This window comes from Streptomyces sp. NPDC007264, assembly GCF_042869095.1.
In the GTDB taxonomy this organism is placed as follows: domain Bacteria; phylum Actinomycetota; class Actinomycetes; order Streptomycetales; family Streptomycetaceae; genus Streptomyces.
Genome location: NZ_JBIAFD010000001.1, coordinates 175,938 through 200,732 on the forward strand (window position 1 = coordinate 175,938; position 24,795 = coordinate 200,732).

The window sequence follows — 24,795 nt, forward strand, 5'->3', positions numbered from 1 at the left end:
GCGCGGGAGCAAGGACCCTCCGGGGTGCGCGACGTGTGCCGCGCACCCCGTGGGGAGGCCCGGGAAGTGGTCCTGGAGCCGGGCGGTTCCGCCACCGCCGGGGAGTTGTCCACAGGGGCTGACGCCGCTCCCGTCGCCGGATGTACGGTCATGCGCAGTTGATGTTCGTACGGCTGCGTGGACAGCGGGGGAGGCGGTCGGCATGACCGACGCGGGTGCAGGGGCCGGGGCGGCGACGCCGCGGCAGGCGGCCAGGATCTCGGAGGTGCGGGGCTTCGCGCGACGGGCCGCGCACGGCTCGCCCAAGGAGGAGGGCAAGGCGCTGCGCGCCGGGGTGCGGCGCCGGGCGCACGCCGAGGTCGTCGTGGACGCCGGCCGCCCGGACGCGGTCACCGCGGTCGAGGAGTCCAACAGCGGCCGGATCCCCGAGCTCACGCCGATACGCGTCGGCAGGATGGCGGCCACCCCCTTCGCGTTCCTGCGCGGATCGGCGGGGCTCATGGCCTACGACCTCGCGCGCACCCCGGTGACGGGGATAGGCGCCCAGCTCTGCGGTGACGCCCACGCCGCGAACTTCGGCCTGTACGGCGACGCGCGCGGCGGCCTGATCATCGACCTGAACGACTTCGACGAGACGGTGCACGGCCCCTGGGAGTGGGACCTGAAACGCCTCGCCGCGTCCCTGGTGCTCGCCGGCCGCGAGGCCGGGGCCGACGAGGACACGTGCCGGGCCGCGGCGCGGGACGGCGTGGGCGCGTACCGGCGCACCATGCGCCTGCTGGCGAGGCTCCCGGCACTGGAGGCGTGGAACGCGATCGCGGACGAGGAACTCGTCTCCCACGCGGACGCCCACGATCTGCTCGGCACGCTGGAGCGGGTCTCCGAGAAGGCGCGGGCCAACACGAGCGGACGGTTCGCGGCGAAGTCGACGGAACCGTCCGGGGACGGCGGGCGCCGCTTCGTGGACGCGCCGCCCGTGCTGCGCCGCATACCGGACGCGGAGGCGGCTGCGGTCGCGGCGTCGCTGGAGGAGTATCTGACGACGCTGTCGGAGGACCGCCTTCCGCTGCTGGCCCGGTACGCCGTGCACGACGTGGCGTTCCGCGTGGTCGGCACGGGCAGCGTGGGCACCCGCTCGTACGTGGTGCTGCTCATCGACCACCGCGGCGAGCCGCTGATCCTCCAGGTCAAGGAGGCCCGTCCCTCCGCGCTGCTCCCCCATCTGGCCACGCTCGGTCACCCGGCGCCGAAGGTGGGGCACGAGGGCCGCCGGGTCGTCCTGGGCCAGAAGCGCATGCAGGTGGTCAGTGACATCCTGCTCGGCTGGACGTCGGTCGAGGGGCACCCCTACCAGGTGCGGCAGTTCCGCAACCGCAAGGGCAGCGTCGACCCCGCGGCCCTGGCCGCCGACCAGATCGACGACTACGCCCGCATGACCGGGGCGCTGCTGGCCCGCGCCCACGCCCACAGCGCCGACCCGCGCCTGATCTCCGGTTACTGCGGCAAGAACGAGGAGCTGGACGAGGCGATCGCCACGTTCGCCGTGACCTACGCGGACCGCACGGAGGCGGACCACGCGGAGCTGGTGGCCGCGGTGCGCGGTGGCCGGATCGCGGCGGAGACGGGGGTCTGAGAGGGAAGGGGGCAGGGGAGGGCAGCAGGGGGGCGGCCCCCGGGCCGCCGGCTGCGGCACAGGAGGGACGGGGCCGGCCCCGCCGCGTGTCTTACGCTGGTCCGGTGACGACGCCCGAAGCCGAGCAGAGCGAGTCCGTGTCCGCCGCCGGGGAGCCGGCCGCAGAGGGCACCGGAGCCCATGTACCCGCGGGCAGCGGGGCCGGTACGGCCGGTGACGCCGGGGCCGGAGAAGCCGCCGGTACCGGCGTGGAAGGCGCCGCGGCCGGGGGGCGGCCCGAGGAGCGGCTGGAGCGGGCCGTGCGGGCCGCCGAGCAGGCGTTGATCGAGTACGAGATAGCCGTGGACACCTTCCGCATCGAGATCGAGAACTTCTCACGGCTGCACCACCAGAAGCTGGGACCGATGTACACCCGCCTCGACGAGCTGGAGGCGGACATCGCGGAGGTGCGGGCCGCCCTCTCCGGCGATCCCGAGGACATGCGCCGCGCCCATGAGGCACGCGCCCGGGTCATGCCGATGCCGGGCGTCGAGGAGCTGTTCCACGGCTGGATGGACTCCGACGGACTGTTCCCGGAGGCCCAGGCCATGCTGACGGACCAGCCCGTACGGACCCCGCCGCGCGTCCGCCCCAGCGAGGGGGCCCGGAAGCTGTATCGCGAGCTCGCCCGCAAGGCCCATCCGGACCTCGCCCAGGACGAGGGCGAACGCAAGCGGCGCGAGGAGTTCATCACCCGGGTCAACGCCGCGTACGCCCGCGGCGACGAGGCCCTGCTGCGCGAACTCTCCGCCGAATGGGCCGCGGGACCCGTGCCCGCGGAGCGCAGGCCGAGCCCGGCCGAGGAGCTGTACGCCCGCCTCGAATGGCTCGCCCAGCGCAAGGAGATGCTCACCCTCGTGGCCCGGGAGCTGGAGGAGAGCGCGATCGGCTCGATGCTCCGGCTCGCCCCCGACGACCCCGACAGCCTCCTCGACGAGATCGCGGAGCAGCTGCTGGCCCAGGTCGCGGAGAAGCAAGCCGAGCTGCAGGCGTTGCGCGGCTGATCCGGGCGGTGTCGTCCGCGGCGACGTCGGGTAGCGTCGCACCATGCATTTCGGAGCCGGTGTGCCCACGGTCGAGGTCGCGGACCTCGAGGACGACGACTTCCTGCTGGACGTCCGCGAGGACGAGGAGTGGCGGGCGGGCCACGCCGCGGGGGCCCTGCACATCCCCCTCGGGGAGTTCGTGGCGCGGTACGGCGAGTTCACGGAGGCGGCGCCGCAGGACGGCCGGGTCCATGTGATCTGCCGCTCCGGTGGCCGCTCGGCCCAGGTCGCCATGTACCTGGTCCAGCAGGGCGTCGACGCGGTCAATGTCGACGGCGGCATGCAGCTCTGGGCCGCCGCGGGCCGTCCGGTCGTGGACGCCGAGGGCGAGCCCGGCTTCGTCCTGTAGTCCCACGCGGGGACCGGCTGGTCCCACGCCGGGACCGGGCGCGGCCCGGGCCCGGTGGTTCCTTCCCGCTCACCCCAGCGGATGCGCCGCCAGCAGGTCTCCCAGGGCCTCCTCGTGCGCCGGCGCGGGGTCGAGCGACAGTTCCAGGTGCTTGGCCCAGGCGTGGTACCGGTGCAGGGGGTAGTCGGTGTCGGCGCCGAAGCCCCCGTGCAGGTGCTGCGCGGTCTGCACCACCCGCCGTACTCCCTCCGACGCCCAGATCTTCGCCACCGCCACGTCCCCGGCCGCCGGCAGCGCGCCCGCCGCCCCCGAGCTGATCCGCCACGCGGCCTGCCAGAGCGTGGCCTCCATGGCGCGCAGGTCGATGTACCGGTCGGCGGCCTGCACGGCGACCGCCTGGAACGTCGCGATCGGGTACCCGAACTGCTCCCGCTTGCCCGCGTACTCGCTCGTCATCCTCAGCACGCCCTCGCCCAGGCCGAGCGCGAGCGCGCACGTCCCGGTGGCGAGCAGCAGACGCAGCGACTCCCAGGCCCCGTCGGCGTCGAGCACGTACCGGCCCGCGATCCGTGCCGACTCCAGCCGGAGTTCCGCGAGCCGCTCTCCCGTGGTGGAGATCTGCTCGGCCAGGACGACGCCTTCCTGCACCCGTGGCACCAGCGCGAGGACGGCGCGGCCCGAGCCCTCGGCGTGCGCCGGGACGAGGACGACATCGGCGTCGTACGCCCACGGAACCGCCGTCTGCATCCCGTCCAGTACCCAGGCGCCGTCGGCGTCCTGCCGTGCGGCCACCGCGAGTTCGGCGGGGTCGTGCCCGGTCCGGCCGTGCGCGGCGACCGTGAGCACCAGGTCCCCGCTGCCCGCCCGAGCGAGGATCTCCTCCTTCACCTCCGCTGTCCCGTGGGTCTGTACGGTGAGCGCCGCCGCCGTGTTCTCCAGCAACGGCACGCGGGCCAGCACCTTCGCGGACTCCCGCAGCACCAGGCAGAGGGCGATGGCGTCCAGCCCCGCCCCGCCGTGCCCGGGGTCCAGCAGCAGGCTCAGCAGGTCCGCGCCCGCGAGCCGTGCCCACAGCGACCGGTCGAAGTCATCGGCGACGGCGCCCGTGGCCAGCGCGGGGCTGGGCACCCCGTCCGGCGCGACCCCGGCGAACACGGCCCTCGCCGCCTCGGCCGCCGCCTGCTGCTCCTCGCTGAAGGTGAAGTCCACGGCCTGTCCTCCTGGCGGATCCGGTGATCTGACGGAGCGTCAAGATAGAACAGGTTCTACAAGAAGGGAACGCCCCGCCGTCGGCCCTCGGAAGGAAACCGCCGGCCGAGGGCGCCCCCTCACCGGTCGAAGTCCAGCTCCACCGTCTCCGTGACCGGGTGCGACTGGCACGCCAGGACGTAGCCCGCCTCCGTCTCCTCCGGTTCCAGCGCGAAGTTGCGGTCCATCCGCACCTCGCCCGAGACCAGGAAGGCCCGGCAGGTCCCGCACACTCCTCCCTTGCAGGCATAGGGCGCGTCGGCCCGGTTGCGCAGCACCGTCTCCAGCAGGGACTCCCCGTCCTGGACCGGCCAGCTCCCGCCGCGCCCGTCGAGCCGAGCGGTCACCGTGCTGTGCGCCGGTGCCGGTACCGACGGCGCTGCCACGGTCCCGTCGTCCACGTGGAAGATCTCCTCGTGGACGCGTGTGCGCGGCACCCCGAGCCCGCGCAGCGCCCGCTCCGCCGACTGCACCAGTCCGTACGGCCCGCACAGGAACCAGCCCGTGACCTTGTCCACCGGCAGCAGCGCCGGCAGCAGTTGCGCCAGCCGCTCCCGGTCGAGCCGTCCGGAGGGCAGCCCCGCCTGCTGCTCCTCCCGGGAGAGCGCCGTGACCAGCTGGAACCGCTCGGGGAAGCGGTCCTTCAGGTCGGCCACCTCCTCCAGGAACATCGTCGAGGCGGACGTGCGGTCGCTGCGCAGGAGACAGAACCGCGCCGACGGTTCCCGGGCGAGCAGGGTGGCCACGATCGACAGCACCGGTGTGATGCCGCTGCCGCCGACCACCGCCGCGTACAGCCCGGGCGCGGGCTCCAGTGTGAAACGTCCGGCCGGCGTCATCACCTCCAGTTCGTCGCCGACGGCGATCTCCTTGAGCGCGTAGCCGGAGAACGCACCGCCCTCGACCAGCCGCACACCGACGCGCAGTGTGCGCGGGCCCTCCTCGTCCGGTGCCGGCGCGGGGGAGCAGATCGAGTAGGTGCGCCGTACCTCCGTGCCGTCGGCGACGCGGCGCAGGGCGAGGTGCTGACCGGGTACGTAGCGGTACTCCTCGCGCAGTGCGGGCGGCACGGCGAAGGTCAGGGCCACGGAGTCGTCGGTGAGCCGGTCGACCGCGGCCACCGGGAGCGGGTGGAAGCGCGCCATCACAACTCCTTGAAGTGGTCGAACGGTTCGCGGCAGTCCAGGCAGCGGCGCAGCGCCTTGCACGCGGTGGAGGAGAAACGGCTCAGCAGCTCGGTCTCGGAAGACCCGCAGTGCGGGCAGCGCACCGGTGCGGTGGACTCGGGGGCGCCGACGGCCGTCCGGGTCGGGCCCAGCTCCACGGTCACCGGCCCGGATGCCTGCCGGTGCCGCACACGGGGCGGTGCTATCCCGATCTCCTGCAGCTTGCGGCGCCCTTCGTCGGTGATGTCGTCCGTCGACCAGGGCGGGGTGAGCACCTTGCGCACGACGACGTCCCGTACCCCGTGCTCGTGCAGGACCCGCTCTATGTCCGAGGACATGGCCTCGACGGCCGGGCAGCCGGTGTACGTCGGGGTCAGTTCGACCTCCACCGCGTCCGTGCCGCGCGCGTGGACCGCCCGCACCACGCCCAGGTCCTCCAGGGTGAGGGCGGGAATCTCGGGGTCGGGGACGGAGCCGGCGAGCCGGCGCAGCTCCTCCTCCAGAGTCGTGGCCGTCACCATGACGCCCCCGGATGACTGCGGTGCAGATGCTGCATCTCGGCGAGTATCCGTCCGAAGGGCTCGGTGTGCAGGCCCTGCCGCCCGGCGCCCGCCTTCCACGCACCGGACTGCGGCCCCTGGGGGAGCTCCAGGGTGGCCCGGCGCATGACGTCGCCCAGCGAGTCCAGCCAGGCGGCCCGCAGGCCCGCCCAGTCCACGTCGACGCCTTCGACCGGCTCGAACATCTCCCCGGTGAACCGCCACAGCGCCTCGCACGCGCGCTGCATCCGCTCATGGCTGACGTCCGTGCCGTCACCGAGGCGCAGCGTCCACTGCTCGGCGTGGTCCTGGTGGTAGACGACCTCCTTGACCGCCTTCGCCGCGAGGCCCGCGAACTCGCTCTGCCCGGCGGCCAGCTGGGAGTACAGCAGCCGCTGGTAGGTGGAGAAGTACAACTGGCGGGCGATGGTGTGGGCGAAGTCGCCGTTCGGCTGTTCCACCAGCTGGAGGTTGCGGAAGGCGCGCTCCTCGCGGAGGTAGGCCAGCTCGTCCTCGTCGCCGGCCATGGACAGCAGCACCCGGGCCTGGCCCAGCAGGTCCAGGGCGATGTTGGCGAGGGCGACCTCCTCCTCGAGCGCCGGCGCGTGGCCCGCCCACTCCCCCAGGCGGTGCGAGAGCACCAGGGCGTCGTCGCCGAGGGCCAGGGCGGCCGCGGTGTGCACGGTGACGGTCACAGGTGCTTCACTCCCTCCGGGATGTCGTAGAACGTCGGATGCCGGTACGGCTTGTCGGCGGCCGGTTCGAAGAAGGGGTCCTTCTCGTCCGGCGAGGACGCGGTGATCGCGGCGGACGGCACGACCCAGATCGAGACGCCCTCGCCGCGCCGGGTGTACAGGTCACGCGCGTTGCGCAGGGCCAGCTCGGCGTCCGGGGCGTGCAGGCTGCCCGCGTGCGTGTGCGAGAGCCCACGGCGCGAGCGCACGAAGACCTCCCACAGCGGCCACTCTTCGGTCGTCATCCTCACGCCTCTCCGCTCTCGCCGGCCTGCCGCGCCGACGGTCCACCGGCCCGGTGCGCGGGCCCCTCGCCCGCGCCCGTGGTGCCCTTGTGCTTCGCCGCGTGGGCCGCGGCGGCCTCCCGCACCCACGCGCCCTCGTCGTGGGCCTTCCTGCGCTGGGTCATCCGCTGCTCGTTGCAGGGGCCGTTCCCCTTGATGACCTCCCAGAACTCCGTCCAGTCGATCGGGCCGAAGTCGTAGTGCCCCCGCTCCTCGTTCCACTTCAGATCGGGGTCGGGGAGCGTCAGGCCGAGCGACTCCGCCTGGGGGACGCCGGCGTCCACGAAGCGCTGGCGCAGCTCGTCGTTCGAGTGCCGCTTGATCTTCCAGTCCATCGACTGCGCGGAGTGTGCCGACTCGTCGTCGGGCGGGCCGAACATCATCAGGGACGGCCACCACCAGCGGTCGACCGCGTCCTGGGCCATGGCGTGCTGCTCGGGCGTGCCCTTGCTCAGGGCCATCAGCAGCTCGTATCCCTGGCGCTGGTGGAAGGACTCCTCCTTGCAGATGCGCACCATCGCACGGGCGTACGGCCCGTAGGAGCAGCGGCACAGGGGGACCTGGTTGGTGATCGCGGCACCGTCCACCAGCCAGCCGATGGCGCCGACGTCCGCCCAGGTCAGGGTGGGGTAGTTGAAGATCGATGAGTACTTCTGGCGGCCCGCGTGGAGTTTGTCGAGCAACTCGTCGCGGCTGGTGCCGAGCGTTTCCGCCGCGCTGTACAGGTACAGCCCGTGGCCCGCCTCGTCCTGGATCTTGGCCATCAGGATCGCCTTGCGGCGCAGCGAGGGCGCTCGCGTGATCCAGTTGGCCTCCGGCTGCATGCCGATGATCTCGGAGTGGGCGTGCTGGGCGATCTGCCGGACCAGGGTCGTGCGGTAGGCGTCCGGCATCCAGTCGCGCGGCTCGATGCGCTCGTCGGCGGCGATGGCCGCGTCGAAGACGGCCTCGTACGCCGCCGCGTCCGCCTCTGCCGTGCCGTCCGCGCGCCCCGTCCGCTGCGCTGCTGCCGTCGCCATGCGGGCCCCCTGGATCCCTCGCCGTCTCCCGACCGATCGTTCGGTCCGTGTCGATTCAATGGTGAGACGAGGCGCCGTAAGGTGTCAACCGCTGTGGACAACCTCCGAGCCGCTGCCGACCGCCGCCGCGGACCGCCGCCGACCACCGCCCCCGACCGCCGTGCCGACCGGGTTGTACGGGCACCGGGCTGTGCGGGGCGCGTGAGGCTGAGTACCGTTCCGTGCGACCGCGATGTGTGCTGCGAACGGGTGATGCGGTCCGCACGGCCCGGCGCCGGGCGCACCGGGCCGTCGGTCTCGGACCGCCTCGGCTGCGTCGGACGGCGCAGGACGGCGTCGCAAGGCGTCGCACGGCGTCGCAAGGCGTCGCACGGCTGGTCTCGGCCGCGCGCGGCGCAGGCCCGTCGCACCGTGCCGCAGGCCGTCCGCACGGCGACGGGCGGCATGGCACGGCACGGCATGGCACGGCTGGCGCGGTGCCGGGCCGCGTCGGGTGGCATCGGAACACGGAAGGCTCGGGAGACGGGGCGGGATGGACGCGTACGACGAGGGACCGGAGGTCCGGCAGGAGCGGCCGGACGGCTCCGACGGTCCGGTCTCCCCCCTGCCCGAGGGCGCCGCGGGGGACGTCCCCGAGGATCCGGGGCCCGGCGAGTCCACCGGGCCGGGGGACGCGGGCGGCAGGGCCGCGGACGATCCCGCCTCGCCCGGTCCTCCGTCCGCCCCCGGCAGGTCCCCCGAGGGGGCTCCGGAGCCGGCCCCCGCCACCGGCATCGCCGCGCTCTCCCTGCGCTACCAGATCGCCGCCGCGCTGGCGCTCGCGGTCGTCGCGGTCGCCGCGTGCGTCCACCTCGGGATGGTCTTCCTGCACGTCGCGCCCGCGAACACCGTGACCAGGAGACACGGCGAGGCGATCGACGACTGGATCTACCCGGAGTTCGAGCAGAACTGGAAGCTGTTCGCCCCCAACCCGCTGCAGCAGAACATCGACGTCCAGGTGCGCGCCGAGGTGCGCACCGTGGACGGCGGGGAGCGGACGACCGGCTGGTACGACCTGTCCGCACTCGACGGCGCCGCCATCGACGGCCATCTGCTGCCCAGCCACACCCGTCAGAACGAACTGCGCCGCGCCTGGGACTTCTACACCGCCTCGCACGACGGTGAGAACCGGCCCGTGGGACTGCGCGGAGCCCTGTCCGAGGAGTATCTGCGCCGCGTCGTCGCACTGCGCCTCGGCAGTGAGCACCCGGCCGGCCGCGGCGAGACCGTGGACCGCGTGCAGGTCCGCTCCCGTACGACGAACGTGCCGCCTCCCGAGTGGAGCGACGAGAAGGTCTCCGGCGCGCCCGAGTACCGCCAGCTGCCCTGGTGGTCCGTCCCGCGGGGCGAGCGGGCGGGGGCGAGCGACTGATGAACCGGTTCGCCCTGTCGGTCTCCCGGGCCGTCGCCCGCGTCACCGAGGCCCCCCTCGGCCCGTACCAGAGCGCCGTCGTCCGGATCGGCTTCGCCGGTACCTGGCTGCTGTTCCTGCTGCGTGAGTTCCCGCACCGCCGGGAGATGTACGGGCCCGACGGGCCGTGGAGCTGGGATCTGGCCCAGCGGCTCATCGCGGACAATCACGCCTTCACGATCCTGATGTGGTCCGAGAGCCGGGTGTGGTTCGAGACGGTCTACGCCCTGGCCGTGCTCTCCAGCGCGCTGCTGCTCGTCGGCTGGCGCACCCGCACGATGTCCGTGCTGTTCATGGTGGGCGTGCTGTCGCTGCAGAACCGCAGCGTCTTCATGGGCGACGGCGGCGACAACGTCATCCATCTGATGGCCGTCTACCTGGTGTTCACGCGCTGCGGGCGGGTGTGGTCGCTGGACGGGCGGCGGGCCCGGCGCGAGAGCGCGGCGCACGCGCGCGGAGAGCGTCCCGGACCCGACCGGACAGGTCCCACCCTGTGGGGAACGCTCGGTCTCGCGCTGGCCGTGGCGACGGGCGCGGGCCGGCTGGACGGCAGCTGGACGGCCGTGTTCTGGGGGCTGTGGGCGGTGCAGGGCCTGTGGTGGTACGTCGGCCGGCGAGGCCCTCGCACGGAGCCCCGCATCCTGCTGGACGTCGTCGCGAACCTCGTCCACGGCGCCGCCCTGCTCGTGATCATGGCCGAGGCGTGTCTCATCTACTCGACCGCCGGCTGGTACAAGATCCAGGGGTCGCGCTGGCAGGACGGCACGGCCGTCTACTACCCGCTCCACCTCGACTACTTCTCGCCCTGGCCCGCCCTGTCCGGGCTGCTGTCCGCGCACGGCACGATGGTGCTGCTGGTGACGTACGGGACGGTCGCCGCGCAGGTGGCGTTCCCCTTCACCCTGCTGAACCGGCGTGCCAAGAACGTCCTGCTGGCGTTCATGATGACCGAGCACGCGGTGATCGCCGTGGTCCTCGGGCTTCCGTTCTTCTCGCTCGCGATGATCGCCGCCGACTCGGTGTTCCTGCCGACGTCCTTCCTGCTGTGGCTGGGCGGCTGGGTGGCACGCGGGCGCGGACGGCTGCTCGGGCGACGCGGCGCCCGCCCGGCGCTGCCGGGCCCGCGCGGGCCCCAGCCGCCCCCTGAGGACGCCGCCGAGCCCTCGCACGTCCGCTCGACGGCGTGAGCGGTGCCCGGGCTCGGCGAGGAGGCCCGCGCCGGCCGCGCCGGCCCGCGCAGGCCGCCGGGCCCGCCCCGCACATAGGCTGCACCGCATGACGGACGCGCCCCCCAGCACCGCCGACCCGCTGAGCACCTGGCGCAGGCTCGCCGGGAGCTGTGTCCTGCTCGACGGCTTCCACGCACTCAAGCACGCCCTGCGCTTCCACGCCCGCGTGCCGGTCGCCGTCACCACCGACCGGTCGGCCGCGCTCACTCTGGCCGACGACCTCGCCCCCGACGTACGCGAGGTCCTGGACGCCCAGCTGAGGGAGGTCCCCGAGGCCGCGTACCGGTCCCTCGTGCCCCGCCCGCACCCCACCGGCGTCGCCGCCCTCGCGGTGCGCCCCTCTCGCGAGGCCGGCCTGGAGACGCTCCGGCACCTGCCGCGCACGGCTCCCGTGGTCGTCCTCGACCATCCGCGCAACCTCGGCAACGCGGGGGCGGTGATCCGGCTCGCGGCCGGGTTCGGCGCGACCGGAGTGGTCACGACCGGCACCCTCGACCCCTGGCATCCCACGGTCGTCCGCGGCGCCGCCGGGCTCCACTTCGCGACCGTCGTGGAGCGGCTGAGCGTGGACGAGCTGCCTCCGGGTCCGCTCTTCGCGCTGGACCCGGAGGGCGAGGACATCCGCGGGACGAAGCTGCCGGACGACGCCGTGCTCGCGTTCGGCTCCGAGCGCACCGGCCTGTCCGCCGGCCTCCGCGCCCGCACCGACCACCTGGTGTCCCTGCCGATGCGCCCCCAGGTCTCCAGCTACAACCTCGCGACCAGTGTGGCCATGGCGCTGTACCACTGGAGCGCCACCGGGGGCGCACCCGCCTGAGGCGTGCTACGCCTCCCGGCGCACCTCCACCACCCGGAAGCGGTTCGCCACGAACGCCCCGTCGCACAGGGCCGCGTTCGCCGCGGGGTTGCCACCGGAGCCGTGGAAGTCGGAGAAGGCAGCCGTCTGGTTGACGTACACCCCGCCGGTCAGGTTGAGCGAGAGCTGCGCGCACTCCTCCAGGCAGACCTCCTCGACGGCCTGCTCCACCTCCTGCGAGGTGGTGTGGGCGCCGACGGTCATCGCGCCCTTGTCCCTGATGGTCCGACGCAGCAACTCCACCGCGTCCTGGGCGGAGTCCACCGCGACGGCGAAGGAGACCGGGCCGAAGCACTCGCTCATGTAGGCGGCCTCCGCGTCCGGCTTCGCGCCGTCGAGCTTCACGATCACCGGCGTGCGCACGACCGCCCGGGGGAAGTCCGGGTTGGTGACCTCCCGGGAGGCCAGGGCGATCTCGCCGAGACCGGCCGCCGCCTCCAGACGTGCCGTGACGTCCGGGTTCACGATCGCGCCCAGCAGCGCGTTCGCGCGGGCGTCGTCGCCCAGGAGCCCGCTGACCGACCGCGCGAGGTCGGCGACCACCTCGTCGTACGACTTCGGGCCCTGGTCCGTGGTGATGCCGTCCCGCGGGATCAGGAGGTTCTGCGGGGTGGTGCACATCTGGCCGCTGTACAGCGACAGGGAGAACGCCAGGTTCGACAGCATTCCCTTGTAGTCGTCGGTCGAGTCCACGACGACCGTGTTGACGCCGGCCTTCTCCGTGTAGACCTGCGCCTGGCGGGCATGGGTCTCCAGCCAGTCGCCGAACGCGGTCGAGCCCGTGTAGTCGATGATCCGGATCTCGGGGCGCACCGCCAGCGTCTTGGCGATGCCCTCGCCCGGGCGTTCGGCGGCCAGCGCCACCAGGTTCGGGTCGAAGCCCGCCTCGGCGAGCACCTGGCGGGCCGCCTGCACGGTCAGCGCGAGCGGCAGCACCGCGCGCGGATGGGGCTTGACCAGGACCGCGTTGCCGGTGGCGAGGGACGCGAACAGGCCCGGGTAGCCGTTCCACGTCGGGAAGGTGTTGCAGCCGATGACCAGGGCGACGCCCCGCGGGACCGGCTTGAACGTCTTGGTGAGCGCCAGGGGGTCGCGCTTGCCCTGCGGCTTGGTCCACTCCGCGGCGTCGGGCGTGCGGACCTGCTCCACGTACGCGTAGGCCACCGCCTCCAGGCCGCGGTCCTGCGCGTGCGGGCCGCCCGCCTGAAACGCCATCATGAAGGCCTGGCCGCTGGTGTGCATGACGGCGTGCGCGAACTCGTGCGTCCGGTCGCTGATCCGCTTGAGGATCTCCAGGCACACCACCGCGCGCATCTCCGCGCCCGCGTCGCGCCACGCTCCCTGACCCGCGCGCATGGCGGGCAGCAGCACGTCGAGGTCCGCGTGGGGATAGGTGATCCCCAGCTCGATCCCGTAAGGCGACACCTCGCCGCCCGTCCAGTCGTCCGTGCCGGGCTGGCCGAGGTCGAGACGGCTGCCCAGGAGGGCGTCGAAGGCGGCCTTGCCCGCCGCCGCGTCCTGACTGCCGCTCTCCCCGTACGCCTTGGGGTGCTCGGGGTGCGGGGACCAGTACGCCCGCGTGCGGATCGCTTCCAGCGCCTTGTCCAGGGTGGGCCGGTGCTGGGCGATCAGCTGGTGCGCGGTGAGTTCGGCGGCCATGCGGGACCAACTCCTCGTCTCGTGAGCTCTCCCTTGAGCTCGTGACCTGGGCAGGATTGAATCCGGGGGTGCGGCGCCGGAGCGCCTCGTGCGGAGCGGGGCGGGGCGACGGGCAGGCGGTGGGCGGGCGGTGGGTGGGCGGACAGAGTTAGAGTAACCGAACGATCGGTCGGGACAAGGGGGTCCGCCGCATCTGTGGAGAGCGCCGTGCGGGAGGATCGCGAACATGACAGCACTCGACCTCAGCAGCCCCGTGGCCGTCGTGGGCAGCGGCACCATGGGTCAGGGCATCGCCCAGGTCGCGCTGGTCGCGGGCCACCCCGTACGGATGTACGACGCCCTCCCCGGCCGTGCCCAGGAGGCGGCCGACGCGATCGGTGCCCGCCTCGACCGGCTCGTCGAGAAGGACCGGCTCACCGAGGCCGAGCGGGACGCGGCCCGCGCCCGCCTCGTGCCCGCCGGGAGTCCGGCGGAGCTCGCGGACTGCTCCCTCGTCGTCGAGGCCGTCGTGGAGCGCCTGGACGTGAAGCAGCAGCTGCTGCGGGAGCTGGAGGACGTCGTCGGCGACGACTGCCTCCTCGCCACCAACACCTCGTCCCTGTCCGTCACCGCCATCGGCGGCGCCCTGCGCAACGCGGGCCGGTTCGTCGGCCTGCACTTCTTCAACCCCGCCCCGCTGATGCCGCTCGTGGAGGTCGTCTCCGGCTTCGCCACCGACGTCACGTCGGCCACGCGCGCGTACGAGACGGCCCGCGCCTGGGGCAAGACCCCGGTGGCCTGCGCGGACACCCCGGGCTTCATCGTCAACCGGATCGCGCGGCCCTTCTACGCGGAGGCCCTCGCCGTGTACGAGGCACAGGCCGCCGACCCCGCCACCATCGACGCGGTCCTGCGCGAGTCGGGGGGCTTTCGCATGGGGGCGTTCGAGCTGACGGACCTGATCGGTCAGGACGTCAACGAGTCCGTCACCCGCTCGGTGTGGGAGTCCTTCTTCCAGGACGTGCGCTTCACCCCCTCGCTCGCGCAGCGCAGGCTCGTCGAGTCGGGCCGGCTCGGCCGCAAGACCGGACAGGGCTGGTACGGCTACGCGGACGGCGCCGAGCGGTCCGAGCCGCACACCGCGGAGACGGCGCGGCCACCCGCGTACGTGGTCGCCGAGGGCGACCTGGGGCCCGCCGCCGAACTCCTCCAGCTCATCGCCGAGGCAGGCATCGGCGTCCGTGAGGACGACGAGGACGAGGGCACCTGTCTGGTGCTGCCCGGTGGCGGCCGGCTGGTCCTCGCCGACGGCCAGACCTCCGTCGAGTTCCGCGACGTCGTGTACTTCGACCTGGCGCTCGACTACCGCAGGGCGACCCGCGTCGCCCTGTCCGCCTCCCAGGACACCTCGCCGCGGGCCCTCGCCGAGGCCACGGGGCTCTTCCAGGCGCTCGGCAAGAAGGTCAGTGTCATCGGGGACGTGCCCGGCCTGATCGTCGCCCGCACCGTGGCCAGGATCGTCGACCTGGCGCACGACGCCGTCGCCAAGGGCGTGGCCACCGAGGAGGACATCGACACCGCGATGCGCCTGGGGGTCAACTATCCCCTCGGGCCGTTCGAATGGAGCCGCAGGCTCGGCCGCGGCTGGGCCCACGACCTGCTGGACAACCTGCACGCGCGCGACCCCTCCGGGCGCTACGCCCCGTCCCTCGCCCTGTACCGGCGCGCGCACGCCTCCGAGAAGCGGGAGGGCACCTCATGACCACCGCCAGGCGCGACACGTACACGCCGGAGAGCCTGCTCTCCGTGGCCGTGCAGGTGTTCAACGAGCGCGGCTACGACGGCACGTCCATGGAGCACCTCTCCAAGGCGGCCGGCATCTCCAAGTCGTCGATCTACCACCATGTCTCGGGCAAGGAGGAACTGCTGCGCCGCGCCGTCAGCCGGGCGTTGGACGGCCTCTTCGCGATCCTCGACGAGGAGCACGCGTGCGTGGGGCGCGCCAGGGACCGGCTGGAGTACGTCGTACGGCGCATGGTCGAGGTGCTCATGGCCGAGCTGCCGTATGTGACGCTGCTGCTGCGCGTGCGCGGCAACACCGGCACCGAGCGGTGGGCGCTGGAGCGGCGCCGCGAGTTCGACCACCGGGTCGCCGAACTGCTCAAGGCCGCGGCCGCCGACGGTGACGTGCGCGCGGACGTGGAGGTGCGGCTCGCGACGCGGCTGGTCTTCGGAATGATCAACTCCGTCGTGGAGTGGTACCGGCCGGACGGGCGCGGCATGGGGGAGCGCGAAGTGGCCGACGCGGTCGTGCGGTTGACCTTCTCGGGGTTGCGCGGGGACCACTGAGCCGGCCGGCGCCGGGTTTCCGCGCCGCGAGGTACGACCGGCTCTCCCTGTGGGGGTGGTCGTGCGACCGGCACTCCTGGTGCGGGTCTCCCGCGCGGGCCCACCGGTGCTCCCTCCTGCTCGCGGCCCTCAGGGCTTGGCCTCCCGGCCCTGGGCCCCGGTCCCGGCCCCCGGCCCCCGGTCCCGGGTTCTCCGGCGTCAGCCCTCCGGCTCCAGGTCCTCCTCCTCGAACACCAGCAGCGTGCGGGTGCTGAGCACCTCCGGTATCGCCTGGAGCCGGGTGAGGACCAGCTCGCGCAGCGCCCTGTTGTCGGGGGTGTGGACCAGCAGGAGTACGTCGAAGTCGCCGCCCACCAGAGCGATGTGGGAGGCGCCCGGGAGCATGCGCAGCTGCTCGCGGACCGCGCGCCAGGAGTTCTGCACGATTTTCAGGGTGATGTACGCCGAGGTGCCCTGACCGGCGCGTTCGTGGTTCACCCGGGCCCCGAAGCCGCGGATCACACCGTCCTCGATGAGCCGGTTGATCCGCGCGTAGGCGTTGGCGCGTGAGACGTGGACACGCTCGGAGACCGAGCGTATCGAGGCGCGGCCGTCCGCTTGGAGTATCTGGAGGATGTCGCGGTCGATGGCGTCGAGGGCGCGTGGGGGCGGCAGGGCGGGGCCGTGCTCCGTCGGCTCGGCCATTTGTTCAGGTGCCATGCGCCCCCGCCTTCCTACCATGGACGTACTGCGTACATCTCAGGTTGTGGAGAACCGTTTGTCCACAGCCTGGAGCCGCCTGTAGCCAAAATGTGCCGACGACCGAACAATCGGTTGGTGAGGCGCATCAAACCGTGGCGCCTGAAGCCGCTCCCACGAGGAGGTGCCGTCATGACGGTCATGGAGCAGCGGGGCGCCCACCAGCCGACCCCGCCGCCCGCCTGGCAGCCCCGTACCGACCCCGCTCCGCTGCTGCCCGACGCACAGCCGTACCGCGTCCTCGGCACCGAGGCGGCCGCCGAGGCCGACCCCGAGCTGCTGCGCCGGCTGTACACGCAGCTGGTGCGCGGCCGCCGGTACAACGCGCAGGCAACGGCCCTCACCAAGCAGGGCCGCCTGGCCGTCTACCCCTCCAGCACCGGTCAGGAAGCCTGCCAGGTCGCCGCCGCGCTCGTCCTCGAGGAGCGCGACTGGCTCTTCCCCAGCTACCGCGACACGCTCGCGGTCGTCGCCCGCGGCGTCGCCCCCGTCCAGGCCCTGACCCTGCTGCGCGGCGACTGGCACACCGGATACGACCCGCACGCGCACCGCGTGGCGCCGCTGTCCACCCCGCTCGCCACCCAGCTCCCGCACGCGGTGGGTCTTGCGCACGCCGCGCGTCTGAAGGGCGACGACGTGGTCGCGCTCGCGATGGTGGGCGACGGCGGCACCAGCGAGGGCGACTTCCACGAGGCCCTGAACTTCGCCGCCGTCTGGCGGGCGCCGGTCGTCTTCCTCGTCCAGAACAACGGCTTCGCCATCTCCGTGCCGCTCGCCAAGCAGACCGCGGCGCCCACCCTGGCCCACAAGGCCGTCGGCTACGGCATGCCGGGCCGCCTGGTCGACGGCAACGACGCGGCTGCCGTGCACGAGGTCCTCGCCGACGCCGTGCGTCATGCCCGCGCGGGCGACGGTCCCACGCTCGTCGAGGCGGTGACCTACCGTCTCGACGCCCATACCAACGCCGACGACGCGACCCGCTACCGCACCGACGCCGAGGTAGCGGCGTGGCGCGCCCACGACCCGGTGCAACTGCTGGAACGGGAGCTGACGGACCGCGGCCTGCTCGACGAGGACGGGATACGGGCCGCGCGCGAGGACGCCGAGGCGATGGCGGCGGACCTGCGGGCGCGGATGAACCAGGACCCGGCGCTCGACCCCATGGATCTCTTCGCCCACGTGTACGCCCGGCCCACCCCCCAACTCCTCGAACAGGAAGCCCAGCTGCGGGCCGAACTGCAGGCCGGGGCCGCCGGACCGGAAGGAGCCGGACGATGACGACCGTCGCACTCAAGCCGGCCACCATGGCGCAGGCCCTCACGCGTGCCCTGCGCGACGCGATGGCCGCCGACCCGTCCGTGCACGTGATGGGCGAGGACGTCGGCACGCTCGGCGGTGTCTTCCGGGTCACCGACGGGCTCGCCGAGGAGTTCGGCGAGGACCGCTGCACCGACACACCGCTCGCCGAGGCGGGCATCCTCGGCACGGCCGTCGGCATGGCGATGTACGGGCTCAGGCCGGTCGTGGAGATGCAGTTCGACGCGTTCGCCTACCCGGCGTTCGAGCAGCTGGTCAGCCATGTCTCCCGCATGCGCAACCGCACACGCGGCGCGATGCCGCTGCCCCTGACGATCAGGGTCCCCTACGGGGGAGGCATCGGCGGCGTCGAGCACCACAGCGACTCCTCCGAGGCGTACTACATGGCGACTCCGGGCCTCCATGTCGTCACACCCGCCACGGTCGCCGATGCCTACGGACTGCTGCGTGCCTCCATCGCCTCCGACGACCCGGTCGTCTTCCTCGAGCCCAAGCGGCTGTACTGGTCGAAGGACTCCTGGAACCCGGAGGAGCCCGAGGCCGTGGAGCCGATCGGCCGGGCCGTGGTGCGGCGCACGGGCCGCAGCGCCACCCTGATCACGTACGGCCCCTCGGTGCCGGTCTGCCTGGAGGCGGCCGAAGCCGCCCGTACCGAGGGCTGGGACCTGGAGGTCGTCGATCTGCGCACCCTGGTGCCCTTCGACGACGAGACGGTGACGGCCTCCGTGCGCCGCACGGGCCGGGCCGTGGTGGTGCACGAGTCGACCGGCTTCGGGGGCCCGGGCGGGGAGATCGCGGCACGCGTCATGGAGCGCTGCTTCCACTTTCTGGAGGCTCCGGTGCTGCGGGTGGCCGGATTCGACATCCCGTACCCCGCGCCGATGCTCGAACGGCACCATCTGCCGGGCGTCGACCGGATCCTGGACGCCGTGGGGCACCTGCAATGGGAGGCGGAGAGCTGATGGCCCAGGTCCTGGAGTTCCGGCTGCCCGACCTCGGGGAGGGCCTCACCGAGGCGGAGATCGTCCGCTGGCTGGTGCAGGTCGGGGACGTCGTCAGCGTCGATCAGCCGGTCGTCGAGGTGGAGACCGCCAAGGCGATGGTCGAGGTGCCGTGCCCCTACGGCGGCGTGGTCACGGCCCGCTTCGGCGAGGAGGGTACCGAACTGCCCGTGGGGGCACCGCTGTTGACGGTGGCCGTCGGGGCCCCCGCGGAGCCGGCCGAGGAGTCCTCCGGGAACGTCCTGGTCGGGTACGGCACCTCGGCGGCCCCCGCCCGGCGCCGGCGGGTGCGGCCGACCCGTCCCGGCGCACGGCCCGCGGACGTCCCGCCGCGCGAGGCCGAGGCCGAGGCCGGGTCCGGGGCGTCCCCGGTGGACGCCACCGGGGCGACGACGGCCGCTGCCGCGGTCCGCACACGCCACGGGGCCGCCCCCGAGCGCTCCGGCGGCCCGATTCCGGTGATCTCCCCACTGGTCCGCAGGCTCGCCCGCGACCACGGCGTGGACCTCCGGCAGCTGGCGGGTTCCGGGCCCGACGGGCTGATCCTGCGGGCCGATGTGGAGGACGCTCTGCGGGCCACGGCCGCGCGCACGGACACGACCGGGACACCGGCGCCCACGGCGGCAGCGGTGTCCAGCGGCGAGGCGGCGCCCCAGGCGCGCGGGGCGGCCACCAGGGGCACCCGCATACCCCTCAGGGGCGTTCGCGGAGCGGTCGCCGACAAGCTCTCCCGCAGCCGGCGGGAGATCCCGGACGCGACCTGCTGGGTCGACGCCGATGCGACGGAACTCCTGCACGCGCGGGCGGCGATGAACGCGACCGGAGGCCCCAAGATCTCCCTGCTCGCGCTGCTGGCCCGCATCTGCACCGCCGCGCTCGCCCGCTTCCCCGAGCTCAACTCCACCGTGGACGTGGAGGCCAGGGAGATCGTCCGGCTGGACCAGGTGCACCTCGGGTTCGCCGCGCAGACCGACCGGGGGCTGGTCGTGCCCGTGGTACGGGACGCGCAGGCGCGGGACGCCGAGTCGCTGAGCGCGGAGTTCGCGCGGCTGACCGAAGCCGCGCGCGCCGGGACCCTCACCCCCGGGGAGCTCACCGGGGGCACGTTCACGCTCAACAACTACGGGGTGTTCGGCGTCGACGGCTCCACCCCGATCATCAACCACCCCGAGGCGGCCATGCTCGGCGTCGGACGCATCGTCCCCAGGCCCTGGGTGCACGAGGGCGAACTGGCGGTCAGGCAGGTCGCGCAGCTCTCGCTCACCTTCGACCACCGGGTGTGCGACGGCGGCACCGCGGGCGGGTTCCTGCGGTATGTGGCGGACTGCGTGGAACGGCCGGCGGTGCTGCTCCGCACGCTCTGAGCGGGGCCGCGCGGGAGGCCCGGCGAGACGGCGAGGAGACCCGCGCGCCCGGCCGTCGGCGCCCCCCCGGGGGTGGCATCGATCCGGGCGGCGCCCATACTCGGGGGCATGACCGCGTACGAGTCGCCCGGCGACCCCCGCGCCGACCGGTACGACGCCGTCGTGCTCGCCGGCGGTGCCGCCCGGCGGCTCGGCGGGGTCGACAAACCGGGCGTGCGCGTCGGCGGTCGGGCGCTGCTCGACCGGGTGCTGACCGCCTGCGCGGGCGCGGCCGACACGGTCGTCGTGGCCGATCCCCGGCCCACCGCGCGCCCCGTGACCTGGGCCCGCGAGGAGCCGCCCGGCGCGGGACCGGTCGCCGCGCTCGACGCGGGCCTGAGGCGGACCACGGCGGCATACGTCGTCGTGCTCTCCGCCGATCTGCCGTTCCTGCGGGAGGGAACGGTGCGCCGGCTGCTGGGCGGCCTGCGGGCGAGCGGCTCCGACGGTGTGCTGCTCACCGATCCCGAGGGGCGCGACCAGCCCCTCGTCGCCGCCTACCGCGGCGCTGCGCTGCGCCGCGAGCTGGGGCGGCTGTCCACCGAGCACGCCGGGCTCACCGGTCTTCCGCTGCGGCGCCTGGTCGCGGGGCTCGATCTCACCCGTATCTCCGATCCCGTCGCGTCCTTCGACTGCGACACCTGGGACGACATCGCCACCGCCCGATCACGCATCAGGGAGCATGGGCACGTGTTGGATGAATGGATTTCCGCAGTCAAGGACGAGCTGGGCATCGACCTCGACGTCGACACCGGCGTCCTCCTCGACCTCGCTCGTGACGCCGCGCACGGCGTCGCCCGCCCCGCGGCCCCGCTGACGACGTTCCTCGTCGGCTACGCCGCCGCGCAGGCCGAGGGCGGGCCCGAGGCGGTCGCCGAGGCCGCCCGCAAGGCAGCCGCGCTGGCCCTGCGCTGGGCGGACGAGGATACCGCCCGGACCGAGGCCGAGCCGGACGCCGGATGACCGGGCGGCGCGTCCCGGGACGCCTGGACACCGAGCGACGCGACAGGCAGGAGGCGCCGGGCACGACCGATGACGGCGGTCGGCGCGACGGTCCGCGGGAGGCCCGCCCCGCCCACGGTCCCGGGGGCCGGGACGAGGCGGACCGGGACACGGGGGACCGGGACGACGCGGCCCTGGAAGAGGCCCTGGCCCTCGTACGGGACCCGGACCCGCGTGCCGCTGGCTCCCGCTCCGGCTCCCGCTCTCGGCATGGCCTCGGCGCCCAGGACCCCGTCCAGGACCGCCCGGCGGACACCGCTTCTTCCGCCACGGCTTCTTCCACCACCGCTTCCTCCGCCCCACCCGGCTCGGGGCGCCACGCCCGCCACCGGGCGACCCCCTGGCCCGACGCCCGCGCCATCGCCGAACGTGCCGCGCGCTCGGCGCCCCGTCGGGAACCCGCGGCCGTCCCCCTGGACGCCGCCCTCGGCCTGGTGCTCGCCGCGCCCCTCACCGCCCTCACCGATCTCCCCTCCTTCGACACCTCGGCCATGGACGGCTGGGCGGTCGCCGGTCCCGGGCCCTGGGACGTGCGGGAAGAAGGCGTCCTCGCCGGGCAGGCGGAGCCGACGGCGCTCGACGACGGCGTCGCCGTGCGGATCGCCACCGGCGCCCGCATCCCCGCGGACACCACCGCCGTCCTGCGCAGCGAACACGGACGCATCGACGACAAGGGGCGGCTGCATGCCGCCGTCGTGCCCGGGCAGGACATCCGGCCGCGGGGCCAGGAGTGCCACACGGGCGACCAGTTGCTGCCCCCGGGCATTCAGGTCTCCCCGGCGGTGCTCGGGCTCGCCGCGGCCGCGGGGTACGACACCCTGCGCGTGGTGCCCCGTCCTCGTGTCGATGTCCTGGTCCTCGGCGACGAGCTGCTCACCGAGGGACTGCCCAAGGAGGGGCTGATCCGGGACGCCCTCGGCCCGATGCTGCCACCGTGGCTGCGCGCGCTCGGTGCGGAGGTGGTGGCCGTGCGCAGGCTCGGCGACGACGCCGATGCGCTGCTCGACGCGGTCAGGACGTCGGCGGCCGACCTGATCGTCACCACCGGCGGCACGGCCGCGGGTCCCGTGGACCACGTCCACCCCACCCTGCGCCGCGTCGACGCGGAACTCCTGGTCGACGGGGTGAAGGTGCGCCCCGGCCACCCCATGCTCCTCGCCCGCACCCGCGAGGACCAGCACCTCGTCGGCCTGCCCGGCAACCCCCTCGCGGCCGTCTCCGGGCTGCTCACGCTCGCCGAGCCGCTGCTGCGCGTCCTCGCCGGCCGGGCGGCCCCGGAGCCGTATGCGCTGCCGCTGGGGGGCTCCGCCCACGGTCACCCGTACGACACCCGGCTCATCCCCGTCGCCGTGGGGGCCGACAGCGTCGTGCCGCTGCACTACAACGGGCCCGCCATGCTGCGTGGCATCGCCGCCGCCGATGCCCTCGCGGTAGTGCCGCCGGGGGGCGCCCGCCCCGGTCAGGAACTGGAACTCCTGGACCTTCCCTGGGCGTTGGCCGGGTAGCCGGGCACGGTGAGCGAGGACGGGGAGTGTTTCACGTGAAACTTCCGGGCCGGGACGGGATCGCCCGCCGACCGGACGAGCACCTCGTCACCCGCCGGGTGAAGCTTCCACGCAGGATCGTGGAGCGTCCGCTCCGACAGGTCGCCAAACGGCTGACGGTGGCCCTTTTCGTCCTCGTCGCCACCGCCCTGATCGTCTGGGCCGACCGTGAGGGCTACAACGACAGCGCGGGAGACGGTGTCGACCTGCTCGACTCCTTCTACTACGCGACCGTCACCCTCTCGACGACCGGTTACGGCGACATCACCCCGGTCAGCGACTCCGCTCGGCTCACCAACATCTTCCTCGTCACGCCCCTGCGCGTGCTGTTCCTGATCATCCTGGTCGGCACCACTCTCGAGGTCCTCACCGAACGCACCCGGGAGGAGTGGCGGCAGAACCGCTGGAGGGCGGCCTTGAGGGATCACACCGTCGTCATCGGATTCGGGACCAAGGGACGGTCGGCGATCCAGACCGTGTGCGCGACCGGTCTGAAGAAGGAGCAGGTCGTGGTGGTCGATCCCCACCCACCGGCCGTGGACGCGGCGACGGCCGACGGATACGCGGGCGTCGTGGGCGACGCGACCCGCAGCGAGGTGCTGCGGCGCGCCGAGGCGCAGAGGGCACGGCAGATCATCATCGCCACGCAGCGGGACGACACCGCCGTCCTGGCCACACTGACCGCCCGCCGGCTCAACCGTGCGGCGAAGATCGTGGTGGCGGTGCGGGAGGAGGAGAACGCGCCGCTGCTGCGGCAGTCCGGCGCGGACGTCGTGATCACCAGTGCCAGTGCCGCCGGGCGGCTCCTCGGTCTCTCCGTGCTCAGCCCGGCCGCCGGCATGGTGATGGAGGACCTCATCCACCAGGGCAGCGGCCTCGACCTCGTCGAGCGGCCCGTCACCAAGGCCGAGGTGGGGCGCGGGGTGCGGGAGACGGACGACCTCGTGGTGAGTGTGCTGCGCGGGCACCGGGTCCTCGGCTACGACGATCCGGCCGTCGGCACGCTCCAGGTGACGGACCGTCTGATCACGATCGTGCGGGCCTCGCCGGGCACACCGGTGGCGCCGCACACCCGCCCGCTGCCACAGGACTGAGACGGCGACCGAGGCGGAGCCGCCCCCGGCACCGGGCCTGTGCGGTCCGCTCCCGGCCCACCGTGAGGAGTAGCGTCCCCCTCATGTACGCGATCACGATTGCTGAACCCGGCGGGCCCGAGGCGTTGGTGTGGACCGAGGTCCCCGATCCCGTACCCGCCGAGGGCGAGGTGCTGGTCGACGTGGTGGCCAGCGCCGTCAACCGCGCCGACCTCCTCCAGCGGCAGGGCCTCTACAGCCCGCCGCCCGGTGCCTCCCCCTACCCCGGGCTCGAATGTTCCGGTCGGATCGCCGCACTGGGCCCCGGCGTCTCGGGATGGACCGTCGGCGACGAGGTGTGCGCGCTGCTCTCGGGCGGCGGGTATGCCGAGAAGGTCGCCGTCCCGGCCGGGCAGCTGCTGCCCGTGCCCGAGGGCCTCGATGTGCGGCAGGCGGCGGCCCTGCCCGAGGTGACCTGCACGGTCTGGTCGAACGTGTTCATGATCGCCCACCTGCGTCCCGGGGAGACGCTGCTCGTGCACGGCGGATCCAGCGGCATCGGCACGATGGCGATCCAGCTGGCCAAGGCGGTGGGCGCCAAGGTCGCGGTCACGGCCGGCACCAAGGAGAAGCTGGACCACTGCGCCGAGCTGGGTGCCGACGTGCTGATCAACTACCGCGAGCAGGACTTCGTGGAGGAGATCCAGCGGGCCACCGCCGGGGCGGGCGCGGACGTCATCCTCGACAACATGGGCGCGAAGTACCTGGACCGGAATGTGCGGGCGCTCGCGGTGAACGGCCGACTCGCGGTCATCGGCCTGCAGGGCGGGGTGAAGGGCGAGCTGAACATCAACACGCTGCTGCGGAAGCAGGCGGCGATCACGGCGACCTCGCTCCGGGCGCGGCCGCTGGGTGAGAAGGCGTCGATCGTGGCGGCGGTACGGGAGCACGTGTGGCCGTTGATCGGCTCCGGGCATGTCCGCCCGGTCGTCGACCGGGAACTTCCGATGGACGACGCGGCCACGGCCCACCGGGTGCTGGACGAGAGCGGGCACGTCGGGAAGGTGCTGCTGGTGGTGCCCTGAGCGTGCCGCCGTCGTGCGGGCCGTCCGGGCATCGCGCGGACCGTCCCGGCGTG

The 24,795-nt window shown here is 73.6% G+C and carries 23 protein-coding genes; 15 read left to right on the plus strand and 8 right to left on the minus strand.

Annotation, left to right across the window (positions count from 1 at the left end; genetic code table 11):
* Nucleotides 1–202 precede the first annotated feature (202 nt).
* The 3 genes from ACFYMU_RS00840 to ACFYMU_RS00850 all read left to right on the plus strand — a co-directional run bounded on the left by ACFYMU_RS00840 (nucleotide 203) and on the right by ACFYMU_RS00850 (nucleotide 3,067).
* Nucleotides 203–1,633, plus strand: coding sequence for a DUF2252 domain-containing protein (locus tag ACFYMU_RS00840; RefSeq protein ID WP_388366300.1), 1,431 nt, complete (start codon nucleotides 203–205; stop codon nucleotides 1,631–1,633).
* A gap of 104 nt (nucleotides 1,634–1,737) precedes the next feature.
* Entirely contained in the window at nucleotides 1,738–2,676 is a 939-nt protein-coding gene (locus ACFYMU_RS00845) for a hypothetical protein (protein ID WP_388366302.1), read from the plus strand.
* A 61-nt stretch (nucleotides 2,677–2,737) separates the two neighbouring features.
* Nucleotides 2,738–3,067, plus strand: a complete 330-nt coding sequence (locus ACFYMU_RS00850) for a rhodanese-like domain-containing protein (protein ID WP_388366938.1) — start codon at nucleotides 2,738–2,740, stop codon at nucleotides 3,065–3,067.
* Between the two features lie 69 nt (nucleotides 3,068–3,136).
* Here the strand turns inward: ACFYMU_RS00850 and ACFYMU_RS00855 are convergent, their stop codons facing one another.
* From ACFYMU_RS00855 to paaA, 6 genes are all read right to left on the minus strand, one after another.
* Nucleotides 3,137–4,276 carry an acyl-CoA dehydrogenase family protein gene (locus ACFYMU_RS00855; protein WP_388366304.1) on the minus strand — a complete coding sequence of 380 codons (1,140 nt, stop codon included), beginning with the start codon at nucleotides 4,274–4,276 and terminating at the stop codon, nucleotides 3,137–3,139.
* A 119-nt stretch (nucleotides 4,277–4,395) separates the two neighbouring features.
* Nucleotides 4,396–5,460, minus strand: a complete 1,065-nt coding sequence (locus ACFYMU_RS00860) for a 2Fe-2S iron-sulfur cluster-binding protein (RefSeq protein WP_388366306.1) — start codon at nucleotides 5,458–5,460, stop codon at nucleotides 4,396–4,398.
* Complete coding sequence (paaD, locus tag ACFYMU_RS00865) at nucleotides 5,460–6,002, minus strand: 1,2-phenylacetyl-CoA epoxidase subunit PaaD (protein WP_388366308.1); 543 nt, start codon at nucleotides 6,000–6,002, stop codon at nucleotides 5,460–5,462. The genes ACFYMU_RS00860 and paaD overlap by 1 nt, the downstream gene beginning before the upstream one ends.
* Nucleotides 5,996–6,715: a 1,2-phenylacetyl-CoA epoxidase subunit PaaC gene (gene paaC / locus ACFYMU_RS00870; protein WP_388366310.1), complete on the minus strand. Its 720-nt coding sequence runs from the start codon at nucleotides 6,713–6,715 to the stop codon at nucleotides 5,996–5,998. The genes paaD and paaC overlap by 7 nt, the downstream gene beginning before the upstream one ends.
* Complete coding sequence (gene paaB / locus ACFYMU_RS00875) at nucleotides 6,712–6,999, minus strand: 1,2-phenylacetyl-CoA epoxidase subunit PaaB (RefSeq protein ID WP_361654246.1); 288 nt, start codon at nucleotides 6,997–6,999, stop codon at nucleotides 6,712–6,714. The genes paaC and paaB overlap by 4 nt, the downstream gene beginning before the upstream one ends.
* Before the next feature lie 2 nt (nucleotides 7,000–7,001).
* Nucleotides 7,002–8,057, minus strand: a complete 1,056-nt coding sequence (gene paaA / locus ACFYMU_RS00880; RefSeq protein WP_388366313.1) for a 1,2-phenylacetyl-CoA epoxidase subunit PaaA — start codon at nucleotides 8,055–8,057, stop codon at nucleotides 7,002–7,004.
* Between the two features lie 532 nt (nucleotides 8,058–8,589).
* Here paaA and ACFYMU_RS00885 point away from each other — a divergent pair.
* The 3 genes from ACFYMU_RS00885 (at nucleotide 8,590) to ACFYMU_RS00895 (ending at nucleotide 11,553) form a co-directional block, all read left to right on the plus strand.
* The gene (locus tag ACFYMU_RS00885) at nucleotides 8,590–9,468 is read left to right on the plus strand and encodes a DUF5819 family protein (protein WP_388366315.1); all 879 of its coding nucleotides are present in this window, start codon (nucleotides 8,590–8,592) and stop codon (nucleotides 9,466–9,468) included.
* The gene (locus ACFYMU_RS00890) at nucleotides 9,468–10,694 is read left to right on the plus strand and encodes an HTTM domain-containing protein (protein WP_388366317.1); all 1,227 of its coding nucleotides are present in this window, start codon (nucleotides 9,468–9,470) and stop codon (nucleotides 10,692–10,694) included. Before ACFYMU_RS00885 ends, ACFYMU_RS00890 begins: the two co-directional genes overlap by 1 nt.
* A gap of 88 nt (nucleotides 10,695–10,782) precedes the next feature.
* The gene (locus tag ACFYMU_RS00895; protein WP_388366319.1) at nucleotides 10,783–11,553 is read left to right on the plus strand and encodes a TrmH family RNA methyltransferase; all 771 of its coding nucleotides are present in this window, start codon (nucleotides 10,783–10,785) and stop codon (nucleotides 11,551–11,553) included.
* Nucleotides 11,554–11,559: 6 nt separating this feature from the next.
* Here ACFYMU_RS00895 and paaN read toward each other — a convergent pair whose 3' ends face one another.
* Complete coding sequence (gene paaN, locus ACFYMU_RS00900) at nucleotides 11,560–13,251, minus strand: phenylacetic acid degradation protein PaaN (RefSeq protein ID WP_388366321.1); 1,692 nt, start codon at nucleotides 13,249–13,251, stop codon at nucleotides 11,560–11,562.
* Nucleotides 13,252–13,477: 226 nt separating this feature from the next.
* Between paaN and ACFYMU_RS00905 the strand changes: the two genes are divergently transcribed.
* Both ACFYMU_RS00905 and ACFYMU_RS00910 read left to right on the plus strand, forming a co-directional pair.
* Nucleotides 13,478–14,992: a 3-hydroxyacyl-CoA dehydrogenase gene (locus tag ACFYMU_RS00905; RefSeq protein WP_388366322.1), complete on the plus strand. Its 1,515-nt coding sequence runs from the start codon at nucleotides 13,478–13,480 to the stop codon at nucleotides 14,990–14,992.
* Nucleotides 14,989–15,579, plus strand: coding sequence for a TetR/AcrR family transcriptional regulator (locus tag ACFYMU_RS00910; protein WP_388366323.1), 591 nt, complete (start codon nucleotides 14,989–14,991; stop codon nucleotides 15,577–15,579). Before ACFYMU_RS00905 ends, ACFYMU_RS00910 begins: the two co-directional genes overlap by 4 nt.
* A 198-nt stretch (nucleotides 15,580–15,777) precedes the next feature.
* Here ACFYMU_RS00910 and ACFYMU_RS00915 read toward each other — a convergent pair whose 3' ends face one another.
* Nucleotides 15,778–16,263: an Lrp/AsnC family transcriptional regulator gene (locus ACFYMU_RS00915; protein ID WP_388366939.1), complete on the minus strand. Its 486-nt coding sequence runs from the start codon at nucleotides 16,261–16,263 to the stop codon at nucleotides 15,778–15,780.
* A gap of 186 nt (nucleotides 16,264–16,449) precedes the next feature.
* Here ACFYMU_RS00915 and pdhA point away from each other — a divergent pair, with 186 nt between their 5' ends.
* From pdhA to ACFYMU_RS00950, 7 genes are all read left to right on the plus strand, one after another.
* The gene (gene pdhA, locus ACFYMU_RS00920; protein ID WP_388366325.1) at nucleotides 16,450–17,595 is read left to right on the plus strand and encodes a pyruvate dehydrogenase (acetyl-transferring) E1 component subunit alpha; all 1,146 of its coding nucleotides are present in this window, start codon (nucleotides 16,450–16,452) and stop codon (nucleotides 17,593–17,595) included.
* Nucleotides 17,592–18,596: an alpha-ketoacid dehydrogenase subunit beta gene (locus tag ACFYMU_RS00925; protein ID WP_388366327.1), complete on the plus strand. Its 1,005-nt coding sequence runs from the start codon at nucleotides 17,592–17,594 to the stop codon at nucleotides 18,594–18,596. Before pdhA ends, ACFYMU_RS00925 begins: the two co-directional genes overlap by 4 nt.
* Nucleotides 18,596–19,999: a dihydrolipoamide acetyltransferase family protein gene (locus ACFYMU_RS00930; RefSeq protein ID WP_388366329.1), complete on the plus strand. Its 1,404-nt coding sequence runs from the start codon at nucleotides 18,596–18,598 to the stop codon at nucleotides 19,997–19,999. The genes ACFYMU_RS00925 and ACFYMU_RS00930 overlap by 1 nt, the downstream gene beginning before the upstream one ends.
* 108 nt (nucleotides 20,000–20,107) lie before the next feature.
* The gene (locus ACFYMU_RS00935) at nucleotides 20,108–21,001 is read left to right on the plus strand and encodes an NTP transferase domain-containing protein (RefSeq protein WP_388366331.1); all 894 of its coding nucleotides are present in this window, start codon (nucleotides 20,108–20,110) and stop codon (nucleotides 20,999–21,001) included.
* Complete coding sequence (locus ACFYMU_RS00940; protein WP_388366332.1) at nucleotides 20,998–22,545, plus strand: molybdopterin molybdotransferase MoeA; 1,548 nt, start codon at nucleotides 20,998–21,000, stop codon at nucleotides 22,543–22,545. Before ACFYMU_RS00935 ends, ACFYMU_RS00940 begins: the two co-directional genes overlap by 4 nt.
* A gap of 35 nt (nucleotides 22,546–22,580) precedes the next feature.
* Nucleotides 22,581–23,678, plus strand: a complete 1,098-nt coding sequence (locus ACFYMU_RS00945; RefSeq protein WP_388366334.1) for a potassium channel family protein — start codon at nucleotides 22,581–22,583, stop codon at nucleotides 23,676–23,678.
* A gap of 83 nt (nucleotides 23,679–23,761) precedes the next feature.
* The gene (locus ACFYMU_RS00950; protein ID WP_388366336.1) at nucleotides 23,762–24,742 is read left to right on the plus strand and encodes an NAD(P)H-quinone oxidoreductase; all 981 of its coding nucleotides are present in this window, start codon (nucleotides 23,762–23,764) and stop codon (nucleotides 24,740–24,742) included.
* Nucleotides 24,743–24,795 lie beyond the last annotated feature (53 nt).